This is a genomic window from Pseudomonas sp. R3-18-08 (assembly GCF_003852065.1).
GTDB lineage: Bacteria > Pseudomonadota > Gammaproteobacteria > Pseudomonadales > Pseudomonadaceae > Aquipseudomonas.
This window is the reverse complement of the sequence record NZ_CP027729.1, coordinates 5,675,361-5,700,333: the sequence shown is the minus strand read 5'-3', so window position 1 is coordinate 5,700,333 and position 24,973 is coordinate 5,675,361. Positions and strand designations below refer to the sequence as shown.

General features: G+C 53.5%; 21 protein-coding genes and 13 pseudogenes. 8 read left to right on the top strand and 26 right to left on the bottom strand.

Annotated features, from left to right (window positions below):
- Positions 1-100: 100 nt before the first annotated feature.
- Both phoR and phoB read right to left on the bottom strand, forming a co-directional pair.
- Positions 101-1,387 (bottom strand): phosphate regulon sensor histidine kinase PhoR, encoded by a 1,287-nt coding sequence (gene phoR, locus C4J92_RS26410; RefSeq protein WP_256657513.1) that lies wholly within the window; start codon positions 1,385-1,387, stop codon positions 101-103.
- Between the two features lie 81 nt (positions 1,388-1,468).
- A complete protein-coding gene (phoB, locus tag C4J92_RS26405) occupies positions 1,469-2,158 on the bottom strand; it encodes a phosphate regulon transcriptional regulator PhoB (RefSeq protein ID WP_003195617.1) in 690 nt (229 codons plus the stop codon).
- Positions 2,159-2,312: 154 nt separating this feature from the next.
- Between phoB and C4J92_RS26400 the strand changes: the two genes are divergently transcribed.
- Positions 2,313-2,690, top strand: coding sequence for a hypothetical protein (locus tag C4J92_RS26400; RefSeq protein WP_124372309.1), 378 nt, complete (start codon positions 2,313-2,315; stop codon positions 2,688-2,690).
- A 119-nt stretch (positions 2,691-2,809) separates the two neighbouring features.
- Here the strand turns inward: C4J92_RS26400 and ubiA are convergent, their stop codons facing one another.
- A complete protein-coding gene (ubiA, locus tag C4J92_RS26395) occupies positions 2,810-3,700 on the bottom strand; it encodes a 4-hydroxybenzoate octaprenyltransferase (RefSeq protein WP_124405691.1) in 891 nt (296 codons plus the stop codon).
- Entirely contained in the window at positions 3,700-4,263 is a 564-nt protein-coding gene (locus tag C4J92_RS26390) for a chorismate lyase (RefSeq protein ID WP_124405690.1), read from the bottom strand. The genes ubiA and C4J92_RS26390 overlap by 1 nt, the downstream gene beginning before the upstream one ends.
- A gap of 195 nt (positions 4,264-4,458) precedes the next feature.
- Here C4J92_RS26390 and C4J92_RS26385 point away from each other — a divergent pair, with 195 nt between their 5' ends.
- From C4J92_RS26385 to C4J92_RS26375, 3 genes are all read left to right on the top strand, one after another.
- On the top strand, positions 4,459-4,626 hold the full coding sequence (locus C4J92_RS26385) for a rubredoxin (RefSeq protein WP_002555879.1): 168 nt from the start codon (positions 4,459-4,461) through the stop codon (positions 4,624-4,626).
- 36 nt (positions 4,627-4,662) lie between these two features.
- Positions 4,663-5,811, top strand: coding sequence for an NAD(P)/FAD-dependent oxidoreductase (locus tag C4J92_RS26380; protein WP_124405689.1), 1,149 nt, complete (start codon positions 4,663-4,665; stop codon positions 5,809-5,811).
- Between the two features lie 190 nt (positions 5,812-6,001).
- Positions 6,002-6,277, top strand: coding sequence for an HU family DNA-binding protein (locus C4J92_RS26375; RefSeq protein WP_003195589.1), 276 nt, complete (start codon positions 6,002-6,004; stop codon positions 6,275-6,277).
- 101 nt (positions 6,278-6,378) lie between these two features.
- On the opposite strand, the gene C4J92_RS26370 is transcribed toward C4J92_RS26375, so the two are convergent.
- The 6 genes and pseudogenes from C4J92_RS26370 to C4J92_RS26340 all read right to left on the bottom strand — a co-directional run.
- On the bottom strand, positions 6,379-6,798 hold the full coding sequence (locus tag C4J92_RS26370) for a hypothetical protein (protein WP_124405688.1): 420 nt from the start codon (positions 6,796-6,798) through the stop codon (positions 6,379-6,381).
- An 8-nt stretch (positions 6,799-6,806) separates the two neighbouring features.
- A pseudogene (locus C4J92_RS26365) lies at positions 6,807-8,033 on the bottom strand (RHS repeat domain-containing protein); the annotation flags it as partial.
- Positions 8,034-8,113: 80 nt separating this feature from the next.
- Positions 8,114-8,743, bottom strand: coding sequence for a hypothetical protein (locus C4J92_RS26360; RefSeq protein ID WP_124405687.1), 630 nt, complete (start codon positions 8,741-8,743; stop codon positions 8,114-8,116).
- Positions 8,744-8,748: 5 nt separating this feature from the next.
- A pseudogene (locus C4J92_RS26355) lies at positions 8,749-9,933 on the bottom strand (RHS repeat domain-containing protein); the annotation flags it as partial.
- Between the two features lie 105 nt (positions 9,934-10,038).
- Positions 10,039-10,908, bottom strand: coding sequence for a tetratricopeptide repeat protein (locus tag C4J92_RS26345; RefSeq protein ID WP_124405684.1), 870 nt, complete (start codon positions 10,906-10,908; stop codon positions 10,039-10,041).
- 8 nt (positions 10,909-10,916) lie between these two features.
- Positions 10,917-11,764: pseudogene (locus C4J92_RS26340) on the bottom strand (RHS repeat-associated core domain-containing protein); the annotation flags it as partial.
- 76 nt (positions 11,765-11,840) lie between these two features.
- Here C4J92_RS26340 and C4J92_RS26335 point away from each other — a divergent pair.
- A pseudogene (locus C4J92_RS26335) lies at positions 11,841-12,115 on the top strand (HU family DNA-binding protein).
- A gap of 109 nt (positions 12,116-12,224) precedes the next feature.
- On the opposite strand, the gene C4J92_RS26330 reads toward C4J92_RS26335, so the two are convergent.
- From C4J92_RS26330 to C4J92_RS27070, 3 genes and pseudogenes are all read right to left on the bottom strand, one after another.
- Complete coding sequence (locus C4J92_RS26330; RefSeq protein ID WP_124405683.1) at positions 12,225-12,848, bottom strand: hypothetical protein; 624 nt, start codon at positions 12,846-12,848, stop codon at positions 12,225-12,227.
- 218 nt (positions 12,849-13,066) lie between these two features.
- Positions 13,067-13,678: an imm11 family protein gene (locus C4J92_RS26325; RefSeq protein ID WP_124405682.1), complete on the bottom strand. Its 612-nt coding sequence runs from the start codon at positions 13,676-13,678 to the stop codon at positions 13,067-13,069.
- A gap of 403 nt (positions 13,679-14,081) precedes the next feature.
- Positions 14,082-14,571 (bottom strand): annotated as a pseudogene (locus C4J92_RS27070) (RHS repeat-associated core domain-containing protein); the annotation flags it as partial.
- Between the two features lie 59 nt (positions 14,572-14,630).
- Between C4J92_RS27070 and C4J92_RS26305 the strand changes: the two are divergent.
- A pseudogene (locus tag C4J92_RS26305) lies at positions 14,631-14,905 on the top strand (HU family DNA-binding protein).
- Positions 14,906-15,000: 95 nt separating this feature from the next.
- Here the strand turns inward: C4J92_RS26305 and C4J92_RS26300 are convergent.
- The 6 genes and pseudogenes from C4J92_RS26300 to C4J92_RS26270 all read right to left on the bottom strand — a co-directional run.
- Positions 15,001-15,447, bottom strand: a complete 447-nt coding sequence (locus C4J92_RS26300; protein WP_124405681.1) for a hypothetical protein — start codon at positions 15,445-15,447, stop codon at positions 15,001-15,003.
- A 373-nt stretch (positions 15,448-15,820) separates the two neighbouring features.
- Positions 15,821-16,053, bottom strand: a pseudogene (locus C4J92_RS27595) (RHS repeat-associated core domain-containing protein); the annotation flags it as partial.
- Positions 16,054-16,244: 191 nt separating this feature from the next.
- On the bottom strand, positions 16,245-16,487 hold the full coding sequence (locus C4J92_RS26290) for a hypothetical protein (RefSeq protein ID WP_124405680.1): 243 nt from the start codon (positions 16,485-16,487) through the stop codon (positions 16,245-16,247).
- A 193-nt stretch (positions 16,488-16,680) separates the two neighbouring features.
- Positions 16,681-17,893 (bottom strand): annotated as a pseudogene (locus C4J92_RS27320) (RHS repeat-associated core domain-containing protein); the annotation flags it as partial.
- Positions 17,894-17,974: 81 nt separating this feature from the next.
- A complete protein-coding gene (locus tag C4J92_RS26275; RefSeq protein WP_124405679.1) occupies positions 17,975-18,451 on the bottom strand; it encodes a hypothetical protein in 477 nt (158 codons plus the stop codon).
- 60 nt (positions 18,452-18,511) lie between these two features.
- Positions 18,512-18,765: pseudogene (locus C4J92_RS26270) on the bottom strand (hypothetical protein); the annotation flags it as partial.
- Between the two features lie 79 nt (positions 18,766-18,844).
- On the opposite strand from C4J92_RS26270, the pseudogene C4J92_RS26265 reads away from it, so the two are divergent.
- Positions 18,845-19,119 (top strand): annotated as a pseudogene (locus tag C4J92_RS26265) (HU family DNA-binding protein).
- 89 nt (positions 19,120-19,208) lie between these two features.
- Here the strand turns inward: C4J92_RS26265 and C4J92_RS26260 are convergent.
- From C4J92_RS26260 to C4J92_RS26225, 6 genes and pseudogenes are all read right to left on the bottom strand, one after another.
- Complete coding sequence (locus C4J92_RS26260; protein ID WP_124405678.1) at positions 19,209-19,565, bottom strand: hypothetical protein; 357 nt, start codon at positions 19,563-19,565, stop codon at positions 19,209-19,211.
- A gap of 358 nt (positions 19,566-19,923) precedes the next feature.
- Positions 19,924-20,551 (bottom strand): annotated as a pseudogene (locus tag C4J92_RS26250) (RHS repeat domain-containing protein); the annotation flags it as partial.
- A gap of 157 nt (positions 20,552-20,708) precedes the next feature.
- Complete coding sequence (locus C4J92_RS26245) at positions 20,709-21,497, bottom strand: hypothetical protein (RefSeq protein ID WP_177413191.1); 789 nt, start codon at positions 21,495-21,497, stop codon at positions 20,709-20,711.
- A 253-nt stretch (positions 21,498-21,750) separates the two neighbouring features.
- On the bottom strand, positions 21,751-22,320 hold the full coding sequence (locus C4J92_RS26240; protein ID WP_124405677.1) for an imm11 family protein: 570 nt from the start codon (positions 22,318-22,320) through the stop codon (positions 21,751-21,753).
- Positions 22,321-22,697: 377 nt separating this feature from the next.
- A pseudogene (locus C4J92_RS26230) lies at positions 22,698-23,166 on the bottom strand (RHS repeat-associated core domain-containing protein); the annotation flags it as partial.
- 72 nt (positions 23,167-23,238) lie between these two features.
- Positions 23,239-23,808, bottom strand: coding sequence for an Imm26 family immunity protein (locus C4J92_RS26225; protein WP_124405676.1), 570 nt, complete (start codon positions 23,806-23,808; stop codon positions 23,239-23,241).
- A 198-nt stretch (positions 23,809-24,006) separates the two neighbouring features.
- Between C4J92_RS26225 and C4J92_RS27590 the strand changes: the two are divergent.
- Positions 24,007-24,178 (top strand): annotated as a pseudogene (locus tag C4J92_RS27590) (RHS domain-containing protein); the annotation flags it as partial.
- 77 nt (positions 24,179-24,255) lie between these two features.
- On the opposite strand, the gene C4J92_RS26215 reads toward C4J92_RS27590, so the two are convergent.
- Positions 24,256-24,663: a hypothetical protein gene (locus C4J92_RS26215; RefSeq protein WP_124405675.1), complete on the bottom strand. Its 408-nt coding sequence runs from the start codon at positions 24,661-24,663 to the stop codon at positions 24,256-24,258.
- Positions 24,664-24,973: the final 310 nt, after the last annotated feature.

Sequence of the window (24,973 nt, the reverse complement as noted above, 5' to 3'; positions counted from 1 at the left end):
GCTTGCCCCCGATAGCAGGGTGTCAGTCAGCACACCTGATACTGATACACCGCTATCGGGGGCAAGCCCCCTCCCACATTAGTCTTGTAGCGTCTGCGGGTTATTCGTCGGTGCCGATCACCTGCGAGCGGGTCACCTGCGCGGGGGGAAAGTGGCAGGTAAACGTGCTGCCGTGCCCCAGCACGCTGCTGATTTCCAGGCGGGCGCGATGTCGCAGCAGCACGTGCTTGACGATCGCCAGGCCCAGCCCGGTGCCGCCGGTGTTGGAGTTGCGGCTGGAATCGACGCGGTAGAAGCGTTCGGTCAAGCGCGGCAGGTGCTTGGCGTCGATGCCGATGCCGGAATCCTGCACGCTCAGGTGCGCGCCGTGTGCGTCAGCCCACCAGCGGATGCGGATATTGCCGTTGTCCTGGGTGTATTTCACCGCGTTGAACACCAGGTTGGAGAACGCGCTGCGCAGCTCGCCTTCGCTGCCCTTGAGCAACACCAGCGGGTCGGCTTCCAGGGTAATGTGCTGGCCGCGCTCGCCGGACAGGGCCTTGGCGTCATTCTTGATGGTGTACAGCAGGCTCTGCACGGCCACCGGGTGGTTGTCCGACGGATAATCAGTGGCTTCAAGCTTGGCCAGCAGCAACAGGTCGTTGAGCAGGGTTTGCATGCGTGAGCCTTGCTGCTGCATTTGCTGCAGGGCACGGCTCCAGCGCGGGTTGATCGCCTCGACATTGTCGAGCAGCGTCTCCAGATAGCCGCAGATCACCGTCAACGGTGTGCGCAGTTCGTGGGAAACGTTGGCGACGAAGTCTTTGCGCATCTGTTCCAACTGATGGATGCGGGTCACGTCGCGCACCAGCATCAAGTGCTCGTTGTTGCCGTAGCGCGTCAGGTACAGCTGGATACGCACGCGGTCGTTGGTGGGCGAGGGGATTTCCAGGGCTTCTTCATAGTTGTCCTGCTCGAAGTATTCCTTGAAGCGCGGATGGCGCACCAGGTTGGTCACCGGCTGGCCGCTGTCCTGGGGCGTCTTGAGGCCCAGCAGGGTCTCGGCGGCGCGGTTCCACCATTCCAGGTTGCCGTCGCTGTCGAGCATGATCACCGCGTCCTTGAGCGCGGCAGTGGATTCCTGTACCCGGTCGATCACCGCTTGCAGGCGCCCGCGCACCCGTTGGTCGCGGCGTTGCAGGTGGTAGATGCTGTCGAACACCTCGCCCCACAGGCCGTAACCATCGGGCGGTGCTTCGTCGGGTTTGTGCTGGCGCAGCCATTCATGCAGGCGCAGCAGTTGTTTGAGGGTCCAGCCCAGGTACAGGGCGATGCCGATGGCCAGGCTCCAGCCGTAATAACCACTGATCAGCCCGACCAGCAGGCAACCGGTGATCAGCAGAAGCATGTGGCGAATCAGGGTGCCATGCCAATTTTGGTTCACTTGAACATGCGTCCTTGTCAGCTGTTAAGTCAGGAGACGGCCGGCTCAGCCCTTGGTGGAAAACCGGTAGCCCGTGCCGCGCACGGTTTGTACCAGATTCTCATAGGCATCGCCCAAGGCTTTGCGCAGGCGGCGGATATGCACGTCGACCGTGCGCTCCTCCACGTACACATTGCCGCCCCACACCTGGTCCAGCAGTTGGCCGCGGGTGTAGGCGCGCTCCTGGTGGGTCATGAAAAACTGCAGCAGGCGGTATTCGGTCGGGCCCATTTCGGCCGGCTTGCCGTCGATGGTTACCCGGTGGCTGATCGGGTCCAGGATCAGGCCGTCGACTTCGATCGGCGCTTCGCCATCGGTCGGGCCGGCCCGGCGCAGTACGGCTTTGAGGCGCGCGACCAGCTCTCGAGGGGAAAAAGGCTTGGTGATGTAGTCATCGGCGCCGACTTCCAGGCCCTGGATCTTGTTGTCCTCTTCACCCTTGGCGGTGAGCATGATAATCGGGATATCCCCGGTCAGCTCGTCACGCTTGAGGCGCCGGGCCAGTTCGATGCCGGAGGTGCCGGGGAGCATCCAGTCGAGCAGGATCAGGTCCGGCTTGCGGTCGACGATAATGGCATGGGCCTGCTGGGAGTTCTCCGCCTCCAGGCAGTCGTAGCCGGCCATTTCCAACGCAACGGCGATCATCTCGCGAATGGGCGCTTCGTCGTCAACAATCAGAATGCTCCTGCCAACCATGCTCAAAATCCTCTTGTCATTTAACTGTCTTGCGCCGCATTAGATAACGGAATTATTGCAGTCGTGTGACAGTAATTTAGTCGCTTGGGCAATTCACGGCACTCTGGACTACCCTTTGGGTCCGAATCCTGACAACCACAAAAGGAAGGTTCCGATGACTTACAGCACGATTTCCTGGAAAGCCCTGCTGGTAGCGGCCGCATTGACGCTGCCGGGCGTGGCATTCGCCGCAGAACCTGCGATGACGAAAGATGGGATGTTGGTCGATCACAAGGGCTTGACCCTCTACACCTTCGACAAGGATGCCGATGGCAAATCAGTGTGCAAGGACCAGTGCGCGACCAACTGGCCGCCACTGAAGGCGGAATCTACCGATACCAAGGCTGGCGACTGGACAGTCATCACCCGCGACGACCAGACCAGCCAATGGGCCTACAAAGGCAAGCCGGTCTACACCTACAAGGATGACAAGAAGGCCGGGGACAAGACCGGTGATGGCAAGGGTGGGGTTTGGCACATCATCAAGCCTTGATTGCGCGGCGTTGCTGAAATCATCGGGGGCAAGCCCCCTCCCACAATTGATTTGTAAACGCTTTCAAATGTGGGAGGGGGCTTGCCCCCGATAGCGTCAGAACAGTCACCGCAATCCTCTCATCGCAACCCGTAGTCAGCCACAATCCCCACGAAAATCGCCAACCCCGCCCAATGGTTGTGCAAGAAGGCCTTGAAGCACTTCATGCGATCCCTGTCCCGGGTGTACCAGAATTCCCAGGCAAAACAGCCCGCCGCCGCCAGCAGCCCGAGGTGGAACCAGCCGCCCAGCTCGAACCGAGCCCCCGCGAGCAACAGGCACACCAGCGCCAGGCCCTGCAGGGTGAGAATGATCACACGGTCAGCATCACCAAACAGAATCGCGGTGGATTTCACCCCGATCTTCACGTCGTCGTCGCGGTCGGTCATCGCGTAATAGGTGTCGTAACCCACCGTCCACAATAGGTTGGCGATGTACAGCAGCCACGCCTCGGCTGGCAGGTGGCCGGTCTCGGCCGTGAACGCCATCGGCATGCCCCATGAAAACGCCGCGCCCAATACCACCTGCGGGTAATAGGTGTAGCGCTTCATGAACGGATAGCTCGCCGCCAGCGCCAGCCCACCGAGGGACAGCAGGATGGTGCTGGCGTTGGTCAGCAGCACCAGCAGGAAGCTGACGCCCATCAACAGCGCAAAAAACACCAACGCCTCTTTCGAACTGATCCTGCCGCTGACCAGCGGACGTTGCTCGGTGCGTTTCACATGGCCGTCGACCTTGCGGTCGGCCCAGTCATTGATCACACAGCCACCGGCACGGGTCAGCACCACGCCCAGCACGAAAATCAGGATATTGAGCAGCGACGGCGAGCCCTTGCCGGCGATCCACAGCGCCCATAGCGTCGGCCACAGCAGCAGGTAGATGCCGATAGGCTTGTCCATGCGCGTCAGCTGAATGAAATCCCAGGCCCTGGGGTTCAGGCGATTCAAGGATTTGAGTGCACGTTGGTACATCAGCGGTTCTCCGGATGGTCATGCAGCACCTGCCAGAAACTGGGCAGGAAAACTTCCGCCACCAGCACGCTCAGCGAGCCGCGATCGAAGCGCGAGCGGCGTGCCCACAGCCCGTTGGCCTGTTCCGCCGTGGGTAGCCATGGCCTTGGGTAATGGCACACCTCGATCGGCTGGCGGGTAAAGGCGCGGTCGCAGAACAACAACTCGCCCAGCGACCGGCTGCCCAACTCATCCATATGCAAGCCGTCGCCCTGCAACGCGTCGCGCGACGCGACACTGCGGGCAAATACCCAAGGTTGGCCATGCCCGCGCAAATACACCTCGCGTACCCAGCCGATAGTCGCCGGGGGCAGGTCCAGCGCCGCGCATTCATCGTCGCGCAACGTTTGCCAGCCCTCGAGCAGCGGCGTCACGCTGAAGCCGTTCTCGGACAGCCCCGTCAGCCGCCGCGTCAGCGAGCCTTCATCGAACAGCCAATCGAGGGTCAGGGGCGCAGGCATTGGGCTCAGCAGGCTCTGGGGCAGCCATCGGCAAGCATCGGAAGGGGCGATTGAGTGCGGCACGGCGAGTCAATATTGGCAGCAAAAGAGGCGGCGAGCTTACCATGACGACCTGAACTTTTGCCGCGCCGAACCGGCCGTTTGCGCTGATCGTGCTTGCATCTGCCGGCCGCGATCAGTACAAAACGCCCTGAGCCGAGCGGCAGCGCAGGTTTATCGACCGTCGGCCAAGATGCCTGGACCCTGAGGAAGCAAGTAATGAAGAAGTGGCAATGTATCGTCTGTGGCCTGATTTACAACGAAGCGGATGGTTGGCCGGATGACGGAATCGCGCCGGGCACCCTGTGGCAGGACGTCCCGGAAGATTGGCTGTGCCCGGACTGCGGCGTGGGCAAGATGGATTTCGAAATGATCGAAATCGGCTAATTCGAAGTTTACGAACCGTACTACAAGGAGAAAGGAATGAACGCACCTGTCGTGATCATCGGCACAGGATTGGCCGGTTACAACGTAGCTCGGGAGTTTCGCAAGCTCGACGGCGACACCCCATTGCTGCTGATCACCGCAGATGACGGGCGCTCCTACTCCAAGCCTATGCTTTCCACCGGGTTTGGCAAGAACAAGGAAGCCGATGGCCTGAGCATGGCTGAACCTGGCGCCATGGCCGAGCAACTCAAGGCTGAGGTGCGTACCCACACCCGTATCAGCGGCATTGACCCAGGCCACAAGCGCCTGTGGATCGGCGAGGAATCGGTGGCCTATCGTGACCTGATCCTGGCGTGGGGCGCAGAGACTGTCCGCGTACCCGTGGAGGGTGACGGCGCCGAGCTGGTTTTCCCGATCAATGATCTCGAAGACTACGCCCGCTTTCGCGCCGCCGCTGCCGGCAAACGCCGCGTGCTGCTGCTCGGCGCCGGCCTGATCGGCTGTGAATTTGCCAACGACCTGATCCTTGGCGGCTATGAAGTCGATCTGGTCGCGCCGTGCGAACAGGTTATGCCGACCCTGCTGCATCCGGCGGCGGCGGCTGCGGTGCAAGCCGGGCTGGAAGGGCTTGGTGCGCGTTTCCACCTGGGGCCCGTGCTCAACCGCCTGCTGCGCAGCGCTGACGGCCTCGAAGCCCATTTGTCCGACGGTGAAGTGATCCAGTGCGACCTGGTGGTGTCCGCCATCGGCCTGCGCCCGCGCATAGACCTGGCGGCGGCGGCCGGCCTGCAAGTCAACCGGGGCATCATGGTGGACCGTCACCTCAAGACCTCTCACGCCAATATCTACGCCTTGGGCGACTGCGCCGAAGTCGATGGCTTGAATCTGCTGTACGTCATGCCCTTGATGAGTTGCGCCCGCGCCTTGGCCCAGACCCTGGCAGGCAACGCCACGGCCGTCAGCTACGGGCCGATGCCGATCACCGTGAAAACCCCGGTCTGCCCGCTGGTGGTCTCACCGCCTCCACGCGGCAGCGAAGGCGTGTGGAGTGTTGAAGGCGAGGGCGCCGACATCAAGGCCCTGTGCCGCGACGCCAGCGGTCGCCTGCTGGGCTATGCGCTGACCGGTACCGCCGTTATGGAAAAACTGGCATTGAACAAGGAACTTCCGCCGCTGCTGGCGTAAATGCTGGTCGTTCTGTCGGAATCAGCCCCTTCTTACCCATAGAAAGGTCGCGGCGAGACTGGCGGAGCGTGCGAGGGCATGCCATCCTCACTCCCGTCTGCCGCAGAGTAGAGCCTGCGGCGCCTTGGCGCTGCTCCACCAGAGAGCAGCACGGACATAACAACAAAAAACCGTCAAAGAGGCTTCATATATGCGTAAACCAGATCTCGCAGCCGCCATCGCTGAAAAAGCCGATCTCACCAAAGAACAGGCCAACCGCGTACTCAACGCCGTTCTCGAAGAAATCACCGGCGCCCTGCACCGCAAGGACAGCGTCACCCTGGTCGGCTTCGGCACTTTCCTGCAACGCCATCGCGGCGCCCGCACCGGCAAAAACCCGCAAACCGGTGAGCCTGTGAAGATCAAGGCCAGCAACACCGTAGCGTTCAAGCCGGGCAAGTCGCTCAAAGACAGCGTAAACCCGTAATAGGCGGCACCGTTCTCGAAGGGAGGCGGGGAGGGCAAGAAGAATGGGCACGCCAACTGGGTTGGGTGCCCATTTTTAGTGACTATCAGTTGAGCAGAATTTTAAAAGACGTAGACCCAGAGCTCGTTGAATACAAAGTCGAGATCGAGATGATCGGTCAAGGTATCAAAATCATCGTATTCTTCAGGCAACGCGAGGCCTACACCGCTGATCTGATCTATTTGTACAAATCCTGACCAAGCCACTTGCTCCCTGGAGTGCTGTAGGACATCGGCTACCGTCATTCCTGGCCATAGCTTATTCTCAAAATCACCCTTGAAATCCGCATTGCACGAGAGGGCAGAAATAACGCCGTCAGCACCGTGATAAGCCGTGATTAAACCGTTTTCTATCGTGAAAGAGTGAGCGCCATTTTCGGTTTTATATCTGTCTGATAAACGTGCTTGTACCTCACTAATATTTTCTCCGATGGTCACTCCACCGATAGAAGTTTTTGGCACTATTACGTGGGTCAATTCCATAGCTACCTCTATTTCGGTGCGTTCATCAATGCGCCGTCTACATACACGGGACTGTCGACAATTTTTTCGTATTTTACAAATTCTTTGGGAGCAATACGTCCTTGGACCTCCCCATTTCGGTAAACCTTCCAGTAGCTGGCTTGGTGGACGCCGCCACCCGGATGGTAATCCAGAACATCTTTGTTCTGTCCAGACTTCGTAATCCTAGTAAATTGAGTGTGTTGGATCTTATTGGTATTCAAGTTTGTGACGCTTTTGGTAAAGCCTTTTTTCAGCAGCGCCGCTTCAACTTGATCAGGCGTTTTACCGGAAAGCTTGCTTACCCATCTTTTAGAAATAGTTTGTCTTTTGTTAAAGGCCTTGGTGCAAGTCAGCCCAAGAGGATCTACCCACTCGATTGGGTTTTTTGCATATGCATAGAGGTTAATTCCCCCCCTTAGCCCAATCGGATCCGGCGTCGTAAACCGCCCCACATCCGGATCATAAAACCTGAACGTATTAAAATGCAGCCCCGTCTCCCGGTCCAGGTACTGTCCCTGAAACCGCAGATTCTGCTCTTCAATGTAATAAGGCTCGCGCACTTCCTCCAGCGTATTGCCCCACACCCGATAGGTCGCCTGCCAGACGTTGTGTCCGTCGGCCTCGGTGAGCTGCTCCGGCAGGCCGTTCAGGTCGTTGTGGTAATAGCGAATTTTCTGCAGCGGCCCGCTTCCGTCGACGCGGGCCAGGGGCTCGTAGCCTTCGTCCTGGTAAACATACAGACTCGTCTGACTGTGCTTATGCTCCTGCAGCAACCGCAAACCATCCCAGGTAAACCGCGTCTCCCCCAGCGGATACCCATCGCTGCCATGCTCGGTTTTCTCAACCCTGCGCCCCAGCGGGTCATACGTCATCCTGACGACGCTGCCATCGTCATTACGCACTTCAACCAATCGGCTTTCAGCGTCATACGCAAAGCGCTGCACGCCGCGCTTGGCACTGCGTTTTTCGATCATCCGCCCAAACGCGTCATAGCGGTAACGCTTGTCCTGATAGGTCAGCAGCTTGTTATGCACCACCAACCCGGCGCCTGCCTGCGGGCCGTCGAGCAGGTTGGCGGCGGCGTCGTAGGCGAAGGTTTCGCGCTGGCCATGGAGGCTGTCCTGGCTGGCGATGATGCGGCCGGTGGCGTCGTAGTGCAGCAGTTGGCGGTGTTGCGCGGTGGGTTGTTGATCGAGCTTGCCGATCAGGTTGTCAGGCGATAAAGGGGACGGATTTATTTAACTGTAAGGATGTCGCTTTGATTAAATAAACCCGTCCCCCTTTTCCGCTGCGACTATTTACCGTCCGAACTTAAAAATTTACTCGCTAACGCCAGATCGAACTGCTTGTTCCCAAAAATGGATTTAGTTGCGAAAGCTTTTTTGAGTAGGTCCGAATCTAAGCTCAGATTGTTTTTGTGCGCAGCAAATAGAATCGTTAGAAATGGGAATGCGTAGTTGTCAGTTTCGCTCAGTACATCATCAATTAATGCAGGTGTGCCAAGAATGCAGTTCTGCGCCTTTGATAAAAAAAGGACTTCCAACCGCTCACTTATTTTTTTGACTGTTGCACTTATGTCCTGAGGCGACGGGGAGCTAATGATGCCTCCCAACTCGTCGCCGAACTGCTTTGTTTCTTCGGACAAGGAACTCTTCGACAAAAATGATGTGTTCAGCAGACGGCTTTGATAGGGAGGGGACTGGGTTTTACAGAAGCTGAATGCCTCACATGCATAAATTTCCATCCCCGCATAGTAGCCATCTGCTTTGGTCAGATGTTGGACGTAAATCTCTCCAAGCTTTTCCTTTGCTAAATGCAGGCCAAGTTTGTTTTTGCCTGCCTTCAGGTTCAAGTGAGGAGACGTTATTTGCTTTAGTGTTGCCAGTAACTCCACTTCGACATTTTTACGAACTTCTAGGCTCATGGTATTCACTTATAGATTAGAAGATTGAAGGTAGCTTGGTGCGGTGTGCCTTTTCCACTCAGCGGTACGCCCGGTTTTCCTTTGGTATCAACCGTGAACGATCCCTTCGTACCGGCGGAGGGCTTGATCGTGCCTCCTCCCAAGTGCTGCGTGGTGTTGGCCGGCTTAGTCATGTCGAATACCTTGGAGTCGGTTTGGTTGGGGGTCAACTTCCCGGTGCCATGCTTTACTTCAAATACATGCAGTTTTCCGTGGCGGTCTTTAGCTACGAAGTCAGCCCGGATTCGTTTCCCATTTACCTTCATGGTGACTTCTTCGGAGACGACCTTGAGCCCATTCCGCTTCAGGTCATGAATCGCCTTGGTTCGGCCTTTATTACCGCTGACTGCACTTTTGCAAGCCCATCCCCGTGGGTCAATCCAAGTCAGCGGATTTGGTGCGTACTGATAGAGGTTCAATCCTCCCATTAATCCAATCGGATCCGGCGTCGTAAACCGCCCCACATCCGGATCATAAAACCGGAACGTACTGAAATGTAGTCCCGTCTCCCGGTCCAGGTACTGTCCCTGAAACCGCAGATTCTGCTCTTCAATGTAATAAGGCTCGCGCACTTCCTCCAGCGTATTGCCCCACACCCGATAGGTCGCCTGCCAGACGTTGTGTACGTCGGCCTCGGTGAGCTGCTCTGGCAGGCCGTTCAGGCCGTTGTGGTAATAGCGAATTTTCTGCAGCGGCCCGCTGCCGTCGACGCGAGCCAGAGGCTCGTAGCCTTCGTCCTGATAAATATAAAGACTCGTCTGACTGTGCTTATGCTCCTGCAGCAACCGCAAACCATCCCAGGTAAACCGCGTCTCCCCCAGCGGTTACCCATCGCTGCCATGCTCGGTTTTCTCAACCCTCCGCCCCAGCGGGTCATACGTCATCCTGACGATGCTGCCATCGTCATTACGTACTTCGACCAATCGGCTTTCAGCGTCATATGCAAAGCGCTGCACGCCGCGCTTGGCACTGCGTTTTTCAATCATCCGCCCAAACGCGTCATAGCGGTAACGCTTGTCCTGATAGGTCAGCAGCTTGTTATGCACCACCAACCCGGCGCCTGCCTGCGGGCCGTCGGGCGGTTGAGTCTGGGTCAGGTTGCCGAGTTCATCGCAGTGGTGTTGCGATTGCTGGCTGAGCTTTGTTCGGCCAGCAGTTGGCCGAGGGTGTTGTAGGCGAAGCCCAGGGCATAAGTGACAACCCACAGATAACCGGGAGGTAAGGATCGGATTTATGTAGTGCTGCTCCCCCCTTACCTATTTTTTGCTGTTCATCACAGGATCGGCAATGTTCTCGTCGCCGTCATTCATACGCTGCAAAAGCTTGATTGCCCGGGAGAAGCCTTGAGCTGCGGCGCGCTCCAGCCACTCTCGGGCCTTTTCAAAATCTTGTTCGACTATCCACCCATCAACGTACATCTTTGCCAAATCAAATTGACCATGGGCGTCACCGGACTCAGCTCTGGGATAGTGGAATATCACCTCTCGAGAGCTTGTATCAATTTCCCAATAGTCGCGCTTGTTTGTTTGGTAAAGACGGATAGTTTGGTCGTTTACCCATTCAACAGCGCCTAAAAGCGATTCGAAAAGGCCAAGGGAGATGCCGATGCGTGTAGCAGTGAAAAACTCGTGGGGGATGCTTTTGAAGCCTTGGACCTGCACGCCGATATTGATGTATCGATCCGTGCTCCAGGCTGCCGACGCGGTGAGCGTTTTAGACGGGTTTTTCAGTGGACGCCCTGACGTGCCTGAAAACTGATAGTCACGTTTGACGATCTCTGCATGAAGTTTATGTATTGGATCGGTATCCCAACCCTTGAGGGTCGCTAGTGAAATGAGCGTTTCATTGATATCGTCGATTAAGGACTGACGGATAGCGGCGTCTGTCGCGTCAGCAGGGAGGCTCTGTAAGTGCTTGAACGGATGAGAGTAGGTGCAAATATTTGTGAGTGTTTGCTCTGCTTCCACTGGCGCTTGCTGAAGAATCACTTTGGCAACTCCACCAGTAGGCAGCTTGCACTTGGTGGTAAGCAGATAAATATAAAGTACAGCAGCCTCCCGAACGCGGTGAGCTTGTAAACGTTCCGTGGAGGGCATGATTTCCAGTGTTGTCAGATATTTGCTCATTAGAATTTCTATCTCGTCGCGTTCGGCAGTGAGTTGCCCACAGGGTTAATCCCGACTTTTGGAAACGAAGGAGTTTGACCGGCTCTTTGCGCGGCCACTGAGTAGCCATTGACTCTACCTTGTTCTACTTTAAGAGCCTTGGACCTTGTGACATTTTTTCTGATTATGGCGGACTCGTACTTATCAGGGCCTCTCCTGTTGAGCCAGCGTACTTGAGACTGGGCTCGATAAGACTTCCCGCTTTTTGATATTTTCCCACCGCTGATACCGTACTTGTATACTTGGCCTGTCGTTTTATTACGAATGACATAGACGTGGTTCATCTTGTTATTTTGTTTGGAGTTTCCGTTTGCAGCGCCGCAGGTTTTCCACCCCCATGGGTCTATCCATGCAATCGGATTTGGTGCGTATTGGTAGAGATTGAGCTCTCCATCCAACCCAATCGGATCCGGCGTCGTAAACCGCCCCACATCCGGATCATAAAACCTGAACGTATTGAAATGCAGCCCCGTCTCCCGGTCCAGGTACTGTCCCTGAAACCGCAGATTCTGCTCTTCAATGTAATAAGGCTCGCGCACCTCTTCCAGCGTATTGCCCTACACCCGATACGTCGCCTGCCAGACGTTGTGTCCGTCGACCACGATAAGCTGCTCTGGCAGCCCATTCAGATCGTTGTGGTCGTAGCGAATTTTCTGCAGTGGCCGCTTCCGTCGACGCGGGCCAGGGGCTCATAGCCTTCGTCCTGATAAATATAATAACTCGTCTGATTGTGCTTATGCTCCTGCAGCAAGCGCAAACCATCCCAGGTAAACTGCGTTTCCCCCAGCGGATACCCATCGCTGCCATGCTCGGTTTTCTAGTTGTCGAAGGGAACGGATTTATTTAATTCATCTGAGTGCTGTTAATTTAAACAGACCTGTCCCCATCCTTTCATGCGTAAACCAGAACTCGCGCCGCCATCGCTGAAAAAGCCGATCTCACCAAAGAACAGGCCAACCGCCTACTCAACGTCGTTCTCGAAGAAATCACCGGCGCCCTGCACCGCAAGGACAGCGTTACCCTGGTCGGCTTCGGCACTTTCCTGCAACGCCATAGCGGCGCCCGCACCGGCAAAAACCTGCAAACCGGTGAGCCTGTGAAGATCAAGGCCAGCAACACCGTAGCGTTCAAGCCGGGCAAGTCGCTCAAAGACAGCGTCAACCCGTAAAAAGCGGTGCCGTTCTCGAAGGGAGGCGGGAGGTTAAGAAGAATGGGCACGCCAACTGGGTTGGGTGCCCATTTTTCTGGTAAAGAGTCACGCTCTCCCCCAGAAGGAATCAATCCTCTGGATATATAGATACTTTGCTGTTGTCTGGCAGAACTTCGTAGATGGCGAGTGCGCCTTCCGGGTGCTGTATTTCGTAAGTCCTGGTAGTAAAAGTTTCTCGCCATATATTTTCAGTAATTGAAATAATTTTGTCAGCGTCGTATTTATAAAACGTTTCGAAGTATTCGCCAGTGTTGAGCAAATTATAACGCGCTGTGGTGTGGCCGCTTTCGAGTGTATTTATGGCCACTGAGTCTAGTTTGGCGTCTGTGTTTTCTTCTAAAGCGCTACCGAAATTTAATTCTATAATGCTGTCTGGCGCGTTTAGAAAAAATCTTCTGTATACAATCCATTGATTTTTAAAATTCACATATTTGGCGTATTGTATTTCGCCTATTATTTTTTCATGGCCGTCTACAAAGTAGCGTTGTTTATTATTGGCTGGTTTTGCATTTTTTTTAAGCAAACGGCCAGGGCTGCATCCTTGAAGTTCACAGACGTAGGGCGCTGGACTATATGAGGGCATAATGCCCGTGCCCCATTGCTTCTTGGCATGTGTATTTTCTACGTGCGATATGAGCTCAGCATATTTTTCTTTATATTCATTGAGTAATGAAAGCAAAAAGTCCTTCATAAAAGTTTCCTATTTTGCCAGTGGAAAAGTTTTGCCGCCGCCAAGTTCCACGTTGAGCGTTTTTAGTCCTTGTTAGGGCTGGCTGGCAAGGCCCAGGTGGCCGCTGCGGGTGCTGAGCTGGCCCTGGGTGCGCAGCGCTTCGCAGTGGAGGCGGTCGCGCTAGAAGTCGCCGAATACCTGATGGTCGATGTGGGGTGTAGGCTGCCTGGAGCGCTCCATCATGCCTGATCTTTATAAGGTGTGAAGGATCGGTTAGCGATGTAGAAGCCTAGGCCTTTGTCGCCTTTGAACTTGTTTTCTATCATGGCGTCAGCCAGCTCCCGAGAAATCAAAAGATCCCCAGAGTCCCGCTCGCGTGCAATCTCTCCCATTCCTGAGGCAGTATCATGAAACCAGATTTCATTAAAATAGAGTATCGAGCCACTGTCGGAGAGTTCCGCTACCGAATTACTCTGATCAACAGCGCTTATCGTTTGAGCAGCATTGACGATGTAATAATCCTCAGTCACTTCTTCTCCGTTGGCAGTAATGCTTATGGGTTTCAATAACTGAATATGAGCGTCGGCTTTCTGTGCGAGGAAATGCGCTAACCGCTGGCTCACCAAGGGTATGTCACCCAACAACCATAAGCAGTCGTAAGTCGTTAGTTTTTTCTTTGAGCATAGGAAAAATATTTTGGGACTATCCATGTCGACAGGGAAAGTTTTTCCCGATAGTAGCGACAAATAATCAAAATTCGACCCTGCCGTCTCATAGGAGCCGCTCTCGGCGTCGTATGAACCCAGCAATTTTTCGTTGTGATAAATAGGCGCTTTCCAGCTTAAAATCATTTCGAAGTTCCTAATTGTAAGGCGCGCCCGGACGCGCATTTTTATTCAATTGCCTCTCGCCGGAGCGGAGTAATTTACGCTCATCGGATACGATTTATCTAGCGCTTTGCGATATTGGGCCTGATTCCAGTTTTCACGTCTGCCAATCTTATGCACTTGGTCCATTTTGCTTCCAAGGTTTTGGTTGACCCTAGCTGCGTGGCGGCCTTGATGTATCGAACGACTTCCATCAGTCAAGGCATGTGGTTTGTTGGGGATATTTTGTTTTGCCGACTTTGTAAGTCAAACCCAGTCAATTTAAGCCGCGGGTGGTTCTTCGTACTGGCGTGCTTATCGCTCAATATGTGATGGTCTTGATAGCCCTGTTTTTTCAGGCGTCCAATATGTTGGTTATGGATGACGTACAACTCCAGCCCAGCGGATCGATCCAGCCGTACGGATTGGCTGCATACGCATATAGATTGATTCCCCCGCCAATCTAATCGGATCCGGCGTTGTAAACCGCCCCACATCCGGATCATAAAACCTGAATGTATTGAAATGCAGTCCTGACTCTCGATCCAGGTACTGTCCTTGAAACCGCAGATTCTGCTCTTCAATGTAATAAGGCTCGCGCACCTCTTCCAGCGTATTGCCCTACACCCGATACGTCGCCTGCCAGACGTTGTGTCCGTCGACCCCGATAAGCTGCTCTGGCAGCCCATTCAGATCGTTGTGGTCGTAGCGAATTTTCTGCAGTGGCCGCTTCCGTCGACGCGGGCCAGGGGCTCATAGCCTTCGTCCTGATAAATATAATAACTCGTCTGATTGTGCTTATGCTCCTGCAGCAAGCGCAAACCATCCCAGGTAAACTGCGTTTCCCCCAGCGGATACCCATCGCTGCCATGCTCGGTATTCTAGTTGTCGAAGGGAACGGATTTATTTAACTAAACAGACCTGTCCCCATCCTTTCATGCGTAAACCAGAACTCGCGCCGCCATCGCTGAAAAAGCCGATCTCACCAGAGAACAGGCCAACCGTGTACTCAACGTCGTTCTCGAAGAAATCACCGGCGCCCTGCACCGCAAGGACGGCGTCACCCTGGTCGGCTTCGGCCCTTTCCTGCAACTCCATCGCGGCGCCGGCACCGGCAAAAAACCGCAAACCGGCGAGCCTGTGAAGATCAAGGCCAGCAAAACCGTAGCGTTCAGGCCGGGCAAGTCGCTCAAAGACAGCGTCAACCCGTAAGAAACGGTGCCGTTCTCGAAGGGAGGCGGGAGGTTAAGAAGAATGGGCACGCCAACTGGGTTGGGTGCCCATTTTTATTGTTTGAAACCTTCAGGTTATTTCAGAATTTCCACCGTGGTGTGCCCTTCATAAGTTTGAACAGCCATTCGATAGATGTCGGTCCATATGTCTCCTGTTGGCCTTTGAACCAGGTGTTTTGCGCCAAATACATAAACCGTCTCACCGAGGGATATCTTTTCCTTGATGTGCTGCGCTGTAGGTGAAACTAAGAATTGATGCAAAAAGACCATAGGTTGACCCTGATGGTATAGCCAGGCAGGTTCCCCTATCCATACAGGTTTTTCCTTCAAGCAAAGGTATTCGTTATCCAGTCGCTCCGTTAGCCACTTTTTTTTATTTTTTGGTGCACCTTGCGTTACATATTCTTCGTAAAGCGTGCGAGCAAAATCCTCTGCACCGTCATCTTCCATCGAGGCGGATTTCTTTTCAGCGACAGTCATGGCCGCGCCCCAGAAAACGTGAAAATCAGTCAACTCACTCATGTCTACTCCGGCAAGGCTTCTCTACCATTGCCCTATGGTTTTCACGATTCTCACCAAATCCCAGCCGGTATGGCGATACTTGTCCATTGACTCATGTCCCCAAGGCGTCGCCTTGGTCAAGTTCCAGTCCTCCTGAGCCACTTTTTGATCCCGCGCGTTGGGGAATGTATTGATGATTCAGCTCCATCGACACAGTGATTTCCTTGGCGGTGCCAACACGTCCTAGTAGGCGGCTTCTTACAGTATTACGATAACGAACCTATACCCTCATCCGGGGTGCTTTGCCTCGGGCCATTCGCGCCAGGTTTCTAGCTGAGTACTGGCCTGGCAGAGCCTTGGCAGCTGCGGCTTTCCATACTCCCTTCCTTGCAGTGCTCCAGCATTTCCAGCCCCACGGGTCGACCCAGGCAATCGGGTTCGGCCCATATTGATAGAGATTGATCCCTCCTGCTAACCCAAGCGGATCCGGAGTTGTAAAACGCCCTATATCCGGCGTCGACGCGGGCCAGGGACTCGTAGCCTTCGTCCTGATAAATAAAGACTCGTCTGACTGTGCTTATGCTCCTGCAACATCGGCAGACCATCCCAGGTAAACCGCGTCTCCCCAGCGGATACCCATAAGCGGTGCCGTTCTCGAAGGGAGGCGGGGAGGGTAAGAAGAATGGGCACGCCGACTGGGTTGAGTGCCCATTTTTAGTGGGCGTTGAATAAGGCCTGTGCGCTGATGACGGCCTTGTTTACTCGTTCCCGGCATTGGATCAGGATCAAGTTGGTCATAAAGCAGGTATTGCTTGGACTCAAGTATGGCCTGGTATCCAGAACAGGTTTTTACCACCGAACTTAATGATTCTCTCGACCAGTTTGGTGAAAGATTTTGCGATCAGTGTGCTTGCGTCGGCTGTCGGATAATTGTCCCAGAACGAGTCGTAGCAATAACCAAAATGGGGACCTGGCGTCAGGTCTATTGAAATCACCTGATCTTCGCATTTAACCAGCACGTACCAGTTTGCTGAGTCCGGATCTTCCAGAACCTCGTTCATTACGACAAGGTCGGAACGTTCAAGCGGTGGTGGCTGAATTATGAAGCTGTAACGTGCCTGTGGATAGAAAACTACGCTGCTGTAATGCTGATAAAATCAGCTAAGTCATCGGGAACAGGTTGGCTTGGCAGCCCCGTGGAGGGAGCCTTCCGGCAGTCAGACTTTTCTATTAAATCAACGATATTTATCAGACTCATCTTCCCCATCCTTTACGCAGGTAATTTTTCATTGCCTTGTTGTACAAACGGCGTGAGGCCTTTGGGAAGCCTTTGCCTTCGGCGGCCGCAAACATTTTGTTGGACAGTCGGAGTATTTCGAATTTCGATACCTTCTTCCAATCGAAACCTTTAAAACCGCGCTTCCCGGTTTTTTTCTCAACCCAGTCTTTAGCGACGTCTTTGGTCGCGTTGTGTTGATCTACCGTCATCACTACGGTCGGCTTCTGGCCGTTTCGAGATACGTAATCCTTTATATTGTGCTTGGACCAAGCGTTGAGTATCCCATGATGCTTTTCGAAGCCCGGAGCGCTTTTTTCATAATCAATAATGTCACCCGGTTTTGCCGGTGCCCACCCCAGTGGATCCATCCACTTAATGGGATTCGGTGAATATTGATATAGGTTTATGCCGCCTAATAACCCAATCGGATCCGGCGTCATAAACCGTCCCACATCTGGATCATAAAACCGAAACGTGTTGTAGTGCAGCCCGGATCTCTCGATCCAGATACTGGCCCTGAAACCGCAAATTCTGCTCTTCGATAAAGTACGTTTCGCGCACTTCTTCGGCCGGTATTCCCCCACACCTGATACCGCGCCTGCCAGACTGTTTTCCCGTCCGCTTCGGTCAGTTGCTCAGGCAATCCATTCAGGTCGTTGTGGTAATAGCGCACGCTTTGATGCTCGCCCGCGCCATCCACCTGGGCCAGCGGGTGCATAGCCGCCTTCCTCATAAATATAGAGGCTGGTCTGGCTATGCCGGTGCTCCTGCAACAGGCGCAAGCCCTCCCAGTCAAAGCGGGCTTCGCCCAACGGGTAATCGTTGCTGTCATGTTCGGTTTTAGCGATGCGTCGACCGAGTGGGTCATAGGCCATTTTCACGACCGTTTCGCGTCCATCGTTCTGGCTGCGAATTTCGATTAAGCGATGCTCGGCGTCATAGGCGAAGTATTGCACGCCACGCGCGGCACTGCGCTTTTCGACCATCCGCCCAAACGCGTCGTAGCGGTAACGCTTGTCCTGATAGGTCAGCAGCTTGTTATGCACCACCAACCCGGCGCCTGCCTGCGGGCCGTCGAGCAGGTTGGCGGCGCCGTTGGCGTGAGCGCAGGCGGCCGCTGCGGTCGTATTCGCTGCGGGTGCTGAGCTGGCCCTGGGTGCGCAGCACTTCGAGATTCAGGCTGTTGCGATTTATGGCAAGCCGATTGGAACGGGGACCTTTTGTCGTGGGGTGAAGACGGTTCATTCTAAGTGTGTCGGCGTTGCTCCTTTACCCCCTTACCAGCTGATCATGATCGTCGGCTAGCTCCTTCTCGACGAGTTCTTCATAACTTTCTGGTTCTGAACTTAGATCACCAGAAACCCACCTACCGTCCAGTTGTTTGTAACTGCTGGCTCTATAGCGGTATAGAGCAACAATGCCTGTAATTTCCTTTTGTAGATTTTTCTCCTCATACCAAATGCTACCGCATGCTCCGCAGCCCCAGAACGATCTAGGTGGTTCCTCAACAAGGTCTACCCATCCGGCGCATTGAGAAATAGGGCATCGATAATTCGCGGGTTGTACCGAACCGTCTGCAGACTCGGCTGCTTTGACGAACTGGGTAGAGGAACCGCAGGGAGGACACTCAATCATTATGAAATTCTGGCCTTTCGCAACGAGTGGAGCGACAAATTTCTGCTGCTGCGCATCCAACTCAAAAGTCTCATTGCAGACCTGACAACGCGCATTTTTAGTTGAGTCCATATGGATTCTCCCCTTCTGGATACCAATGTAGAGCCTTACTGTAGCTTTGTGGTTGCCCTATACCCGATAGGTCGCCTGCCAGACGTTGTGTCCGTCGACCCCGATAAGCTGCTCTGGCAGCCCATTCAGATCGTTGTGGTCGTAGCGAATTTTCTGCAGTGGCCGCTTCCGTCGACGCGGGCCAAGGGCTCGTAGCCTTCGTCCTGATAAATATAAAAACTCGTCTGATTGTGCTTATGCTCCTGCAGCAAGCGCAAACCATTCCAGGTAAACTGCGTTTCCCCCAGCGGATACCCATCGCTGCCATGCTCGGTATTCTAGTTGTCGAAGGGAATGGATTTATTTAACTCATCTGAGTGCTGTTAATTTAAACAGACCTGTCCCCATCCTTTCATGCGTAAACCAGAACTCGCGCCGCCATCGCTGAAAAAGCCGATCTCACCAAAGAACAGGCCAACCGCGTACTCAACGCCGTTCTCGAAGAAATCACCGGCGCCCTGCACCGCAAGGACAGCGTCACCCTGGTCGGCTTCGGCACTTTCCTGCAACGCCATCGCGGCGCCCGCACCGGCAAAAACCCGCAAACCGGTGAGCCTGTGAAGATCAAGGCCAGCAACACCGTAGCGTTCAAGCCGGGCAAGTCGCTTAAAGACAGCGTCAACCCGTAAGAAACGGTGCCGTTCTCGAAGGGAGGCGGGAGGGTAAGAAGAATGGGCACGCCAACTGGGTTGGGTGCCCATTTTTATTGGGTCAGGGATCAGATTTCCATAAAATCGTCGTATTCCCGATAATGATTAATCGCCCGAATTAACATAGCGTCATTCGGTGCGTTAACTTTCTTTTGAATAACGTCGAATATGGCTTGTAGCGTTTGCACGTCTATCCAGGTTTCGACGTTTTCTTTTTCCAGGGCCTTGGGGATCAGTTCGCCAGCGGAGTTTTCGACAGTTTTCTCGTCTTCTTCCAGATCATCAATTTCATTCTCGGAAATAAGGTAGAAGACCGCCTTTTCTGGTTCATTTTCCCAGATGTCCTGGTTGGTATAAATCCAGTCGTTATCGGTAGCAGAGTTGATAGTGCTGAACAGGTTGGTGATGCCTTGCATCTTCTTCATCAATAACTCCTTATTTTCTGCACGCTGACCCGCCACCCCAAGTTCCGACCACCCACTCGTTTCCCACTGCGGCTTTTAGGGTGGTAATCGCCATGACGGTTTTTGTGGTCTTCATGACTTACCAACTGAAGATTACCGCCTACCACAGGATGGTGGTGCCAGGTCGACCCCTTCATTGCTGTTGTTCTGAATTTTCCGTTTTTCTTCGGCTCAACCCATTTCGAGATACCCGGATGTTTCGCTTCGACTGCTGCTTTCAATGCGGGGCCGTTCTTCATCGCGTAATGAAGCTGCCTGTTGGACTCGGCGAAGTGTACGGGGTCCTTGGAGCGCCAGATCTCTTTATTGATGTAGGCTTCAGGGGCTCGTAGCCTTCGCCCTGATAAATATAAGACTTGTCTGACTGTGCTTATGCTCCTGCAACAGCCGCAAGCCATCCCAGGTAAACCGTGTTTCCCCCAGCGGATATCCATCATTGCCGTGCTCGGTCTTCTCGATGCGTCGGCCCAGCGGGTCATAAGTCCTCCTGGCCACGCTGCCATCGTCATTACGCACTTCGACCAATCGGCTTTCAGCGTCATACGCAAACCACTGCACGCCGCGCTTGGCACTGCGCTTCTCGATCATCCGCCCAAACGCGTCGTACCGATAACGCCTGTACTGATAGGTCAGCAGCTTGTTATGCACCACCAACCCGGCGCCGGTCTGCGGGCCGTCGAGCAGGTTGGCGGCGGCTTCGAAGGCGAAGGTTTCGCGCTGGCCATGCAGGCTGTCCTGGCTGGCGATGATGCGACCGGTGGCGTCGTAGTGCAGGCGATTGAGCCAGCGGCTGTTCGGCAGTTTGGTCTGGATCAGGCTGCCGAACTCGTCGTAGTGGTATTGCAGGTTGCCTGCCGAGCTCTGTTCGGCAATCAACTGGCCGAGCGGATCGTAACTGAACCCTAGGGATGACCGTTGCCTTGCAGGTCGGTGAAGGTGACGGCTGATGAGCCAGGGTCAGCTCCGTGAGCTGAAGGCTGAATCGGAGCACTATATGATCAAGATTTTCGGTAAACGAGCGTTGCTCAGTGTTTTTTTGATAGCGCAATTAGTACGACTACAGGAAGCGTCCTAAGGCTACCAATAGTTTCATGTCTTGTTAACTCAAGTAACTTGCACGACGAAATAGCCTCCCACATCTCCTTCTTTCATCTTTTTTGCTCGATTATCAGCAAAGATATAGCCGATGCCCCCGCCGAAAATTCCTTCGTGTCTAGGGCTTATTTTTGCGATGTCAGCGTCGATTAGCTGAGCCAAGAAATAGTAGCGAGGGCTTTCATACAGAGGGTCTTGCAACCACGCCGGTCGTCCTAGAACCTTGCTGATACCCACACCACAGTCCAAATCCTCCAATTCTTCCTCCATTTGTTCGGGAGTCAGCGACTGCTGGGCAATATACGTCCGCGGAATCGGGTCGATCAACGTAGCCGGCTTGAGTTCATAGGTCGCCAGCGTGTGAAGCAGAACGCAGCTATGGCCAAGTTGAAGTTTTTCCATTTCGCTTTGTTGATGGACGGTCAACTTGCGTACTGATGACCGTGTGTAGGTTTCGTCATTTCGCTCAATGCAGACGAATACCGTCAGCGCCATTCCGTCTGGAATGAATGGGACGCTCAGGAACGTCGAGGTCATCATCATCACCGGCAGCATCAATTGACCGGTTTGCGGGTCTTTCGGCCACAAGTTGAGGTCTGTAAGCCACGCTCCTCCGCCTATTTGCCCGAAATTATGGTCTTGCTCTGAGAGAATGATTTGATTGATGCCCATAGCCCGTGATCCTTTAGAAACAACCTTTCTTTTTGCAAATGAAGCGGCGGACCGCCTCGCCATTCTAACTTGTTGTTGTGTGATGATGCCGGTTTTGACCAGCGAGTTGTGTATGGCCTGGGACATGAGGCACTTTCCTGCAACGGCACCACAGCGCCTGCACCGGCAAAAAAGCTGCAAACCGGCGGGCCTTTTAAGATCAAGGCAAGCAACATCGTAGCGCTCAGCCGGGCAAGTCGCTCAAGATAGTGTCAACCCGTAAAAGGCAGAACCACCTGAAGGGAACGGGTTGGTATGAAAAAGGCACACCGGCTGGGTTGGGTGCCAATTTTTCCTTAAGAATCATGCTCTTATGTATGAGCTTTCTCGGTCGACCGACTCACACTTGAATACCTTTGGAACAGTCTACGAATTTTAGGCCCTTAAGCTGGGAAGCTTCGCACTTCTGCTTGAACTGCTCAGAAACGAAGACGCGTTGGGAACTTTCCTTAGCTCTGACGATATGGTGATTGCCTAAAGCAGTAGGCGGCAGACTTTGAATAGTTGTGAATGTCAGGGGACCATCGGGCATAAAACTGAACATAGGGCCATACTGAGAGTTATCCAAATCAATACAAGGTAGTGTTTGAATTACATTGAAAACATGATAGTCATCTAATTTTACCTCTTTGAGGTAAACATCAGCCGGAAAAAGCTGAACATCTTCTTGGAACTCACGCATTACGTTGGTCATTGCCTCGCTTACGAACTCAAGTGTGTCACTTTGAAGAAGATCGAAAGACTGTAAGCGAGATTTACTGACCTTTTTTTTGTTTCTAAAAGTTGGTGTAGTAGCAATGGATGATTGCTTTTCTCCACTGATAAATAATAGGTGGTCTGGTGAGATCTTCTGATCGTATTTGAACCAGTAAATTTCCGAGTGATTTTCACTTATGTCTAATAGGTACATGTTATTTTCCGCAGCGACCTGCCTGAGTTGAGTTTTTATTCAGCCGGGTACGTACGTTGCGTAACCCTGACCTTTGAGAGCTGACAACCTGCTTCAAAGCCTGTGCGTACTGGGCTTTTTTCCATTTTCCAGCCTTGCCTGCATTGGATGTTTCATCGAGTTGTGCACGAACAGCTTTGTTGTAACCCGGATGGAGCCTTTGTGAATGGTGCGATAATCATGCTCGCCCTTTTCAGCAGGCAACTAAATGATATTGGAAGTTTTGTGTGTGTCGGGTCCGGCCTTCTTCAGAGCCGGATGATCAGCCAGCGGCTGAGGAATAATATGGTGCTTCTCGATCCATCGATTCCAGGCATATTTTTATAGTTCCAGTTAAATAGGCTCCATGGATCGACCCACGTAATTGGGTTTGGTGCGTATTGGTACAGATTAATGCCACAAAGCAAACTAATCGGGTCTGAAGTCCTGATTCTGCCTATCTCCAGATCGTAGAACCGAAGCGTATTGAAATGCAACCCTGTCTCCCGGTCCAGGACTGTCCCTGAAACCGCACATTCTGCTCTTCAATGTTATGAGGCTCGCGAACCTCTTCCCGCGTATTGCCCCACACCCGATACGTCGCCTGCCAGACGTTGTGACCGTCGGCCTCGGTGAGCTGCTCCGGTAGCCCATTCAGATAGTGTGGTAGTAGCGAATTTTCTGCAGCGGCCCGCTTCCGTTGACGCGGGTCAAGGGCTCGTAGCCTTCGTCCTGATAAATATAAGGACTCGTCTGACTGTGCTTATGCTCCTGCAACAACGGCAGACCATCCCAGGTAAACCGCGTCTCCCCCAGCGGATACCCATCAAGCGGTGCCGTTCTCGAAGGGAGGCGGGAGGGTAAGAAGAATGGGCATGCGACTGGGTTGGGTGCCCATTTTTAGTGGGCCTTGAATAAGGCCTGCGCGCTGATGACAGCTTTGTTTACTCGTTCCGATGCAGCGGTGCTGTCTACCCGCAAGTCGGGGGGCAAGCGCTCATAATCCATCGGCTCATTCTCTGCCAGCGCACCTCGAAGATGGGCAATCACCCTGAAAATGAGGTGGTCCATACGCCAGCAAATGGAAGGCTCAATGTTGGCTAACTGCCGTTCGCTCGCGGGCTTGCTGACCCCCCCTGTCCAAATTTCAGAATCAAACGCAAACTGAATCTCGTCATATCTGGAGATCGCTTTTTGGTAGTTTGGATCGCTGAAAAGAATCTTCCAACGAGGAATGCCTGAAAAACGCATGCTGCAAAAAATTGGGCGGAATAGGCGTTTTGAAGTGTCTATGTCGTTAATCGACTCGGGTATTTGTGTATGGAATTTCGCAAAAACCTCGATTAAATGCCCAAGCGCCGGAGGAATGAGCTCAATAAAACGAGCGATCACAAACCCTGGTTCATCTGAAGCATTGACGGCCGGGATATAAAACAGATCGCCTGGCTTGGGGGCTGTAAGTGTTTTCATGCAGAGATCTCTTCTCTAAGTACGGGATTCAACCTGCTCGGTTTGATGCCCAGCGGCTTGGCCGCAGCGTGGTAATTTTATAGTGAGCGTTACCTCGTGAGGCGGTGCGGCTCTTATTGATTAGTGCATAGACATCGACTAAATCCGTCCCCTTTATCGCGCTGCGGTGTTGCAGAGCATAACCACAGTTAGACGAGCCTTTATCAGGATGAAGGTTACGAGCCCCTGACCCGAGTCGACGGAAGCGGGCCGCTGCAGAAAATTCGTCACTACCACAACGACCTGAATGGGTTGCCGGAGCTGCTCACCGAGGCTGACGGACACAACGTGGCAGGCGACCTATCGGGTGTGGGGCAACACGTTGGAAGAAAACTCGGCTAGGAGGTCTTAAAAAGCTGCCCATCTTTTATGCAGTCAATATTCAGGCGATCTTGGCAAATCGTTCATTCAGGCAGTCCACCCTTTTTCTACACACCATTTCTGTACGTCCGCGATCAGCGCCGCTGAAACCGAATTAAGATTAGGCAGCTTTTTTTCGTATTTTTTAATGCTCTCAATAAAAAAAGTAATAAACGCCGCACCGATTAATTTGCGTTGAGCGTCCATATTTTTTTTATGCGGAATGAAATCTTCCTCATTCATGGCGATATCGAGACCGAACATTTTGTCCTTGGCGTAGTAACGACAAAACGTCTTACGTTCTAGGGCCTTCGGCAGGCATCGCATACAGACCGCCAGCTCCCAGTCGAGCGTGGGATACTTTTTTTCAAGCGTCTCGCTCAAGCCATTTAACTCGTCGGTGATTTCAAAGACTTTTGTCCAGCTCGGTGAGTCCGATGTCGTATCGATTCGCATAAAGTCATCCTTATGTCAGTCTACATTTGTTACCCAAGGTCTGGGCATTGCCTTGTAGGTCGGTGAGCGCGACGGCGATGAGCCAGGGTCAGGTCCATGAGCGGAAGGCCGAGTCGGAGCACAATATGATCAAAATTTTCGGTAAACTAGCTTTGCTCATTGTTTTTTTTGATGGCGCATTAGTACAACTATAGGAGCGTCCTACGGCTACCAATGGTTTCATGTCTTGTTAACTCACGTAAATTGCACGGTGAAATAGCCTTGCACATCACCTTCTTTCATCTTTTTACTCGGTTATCAGCAAAGATAT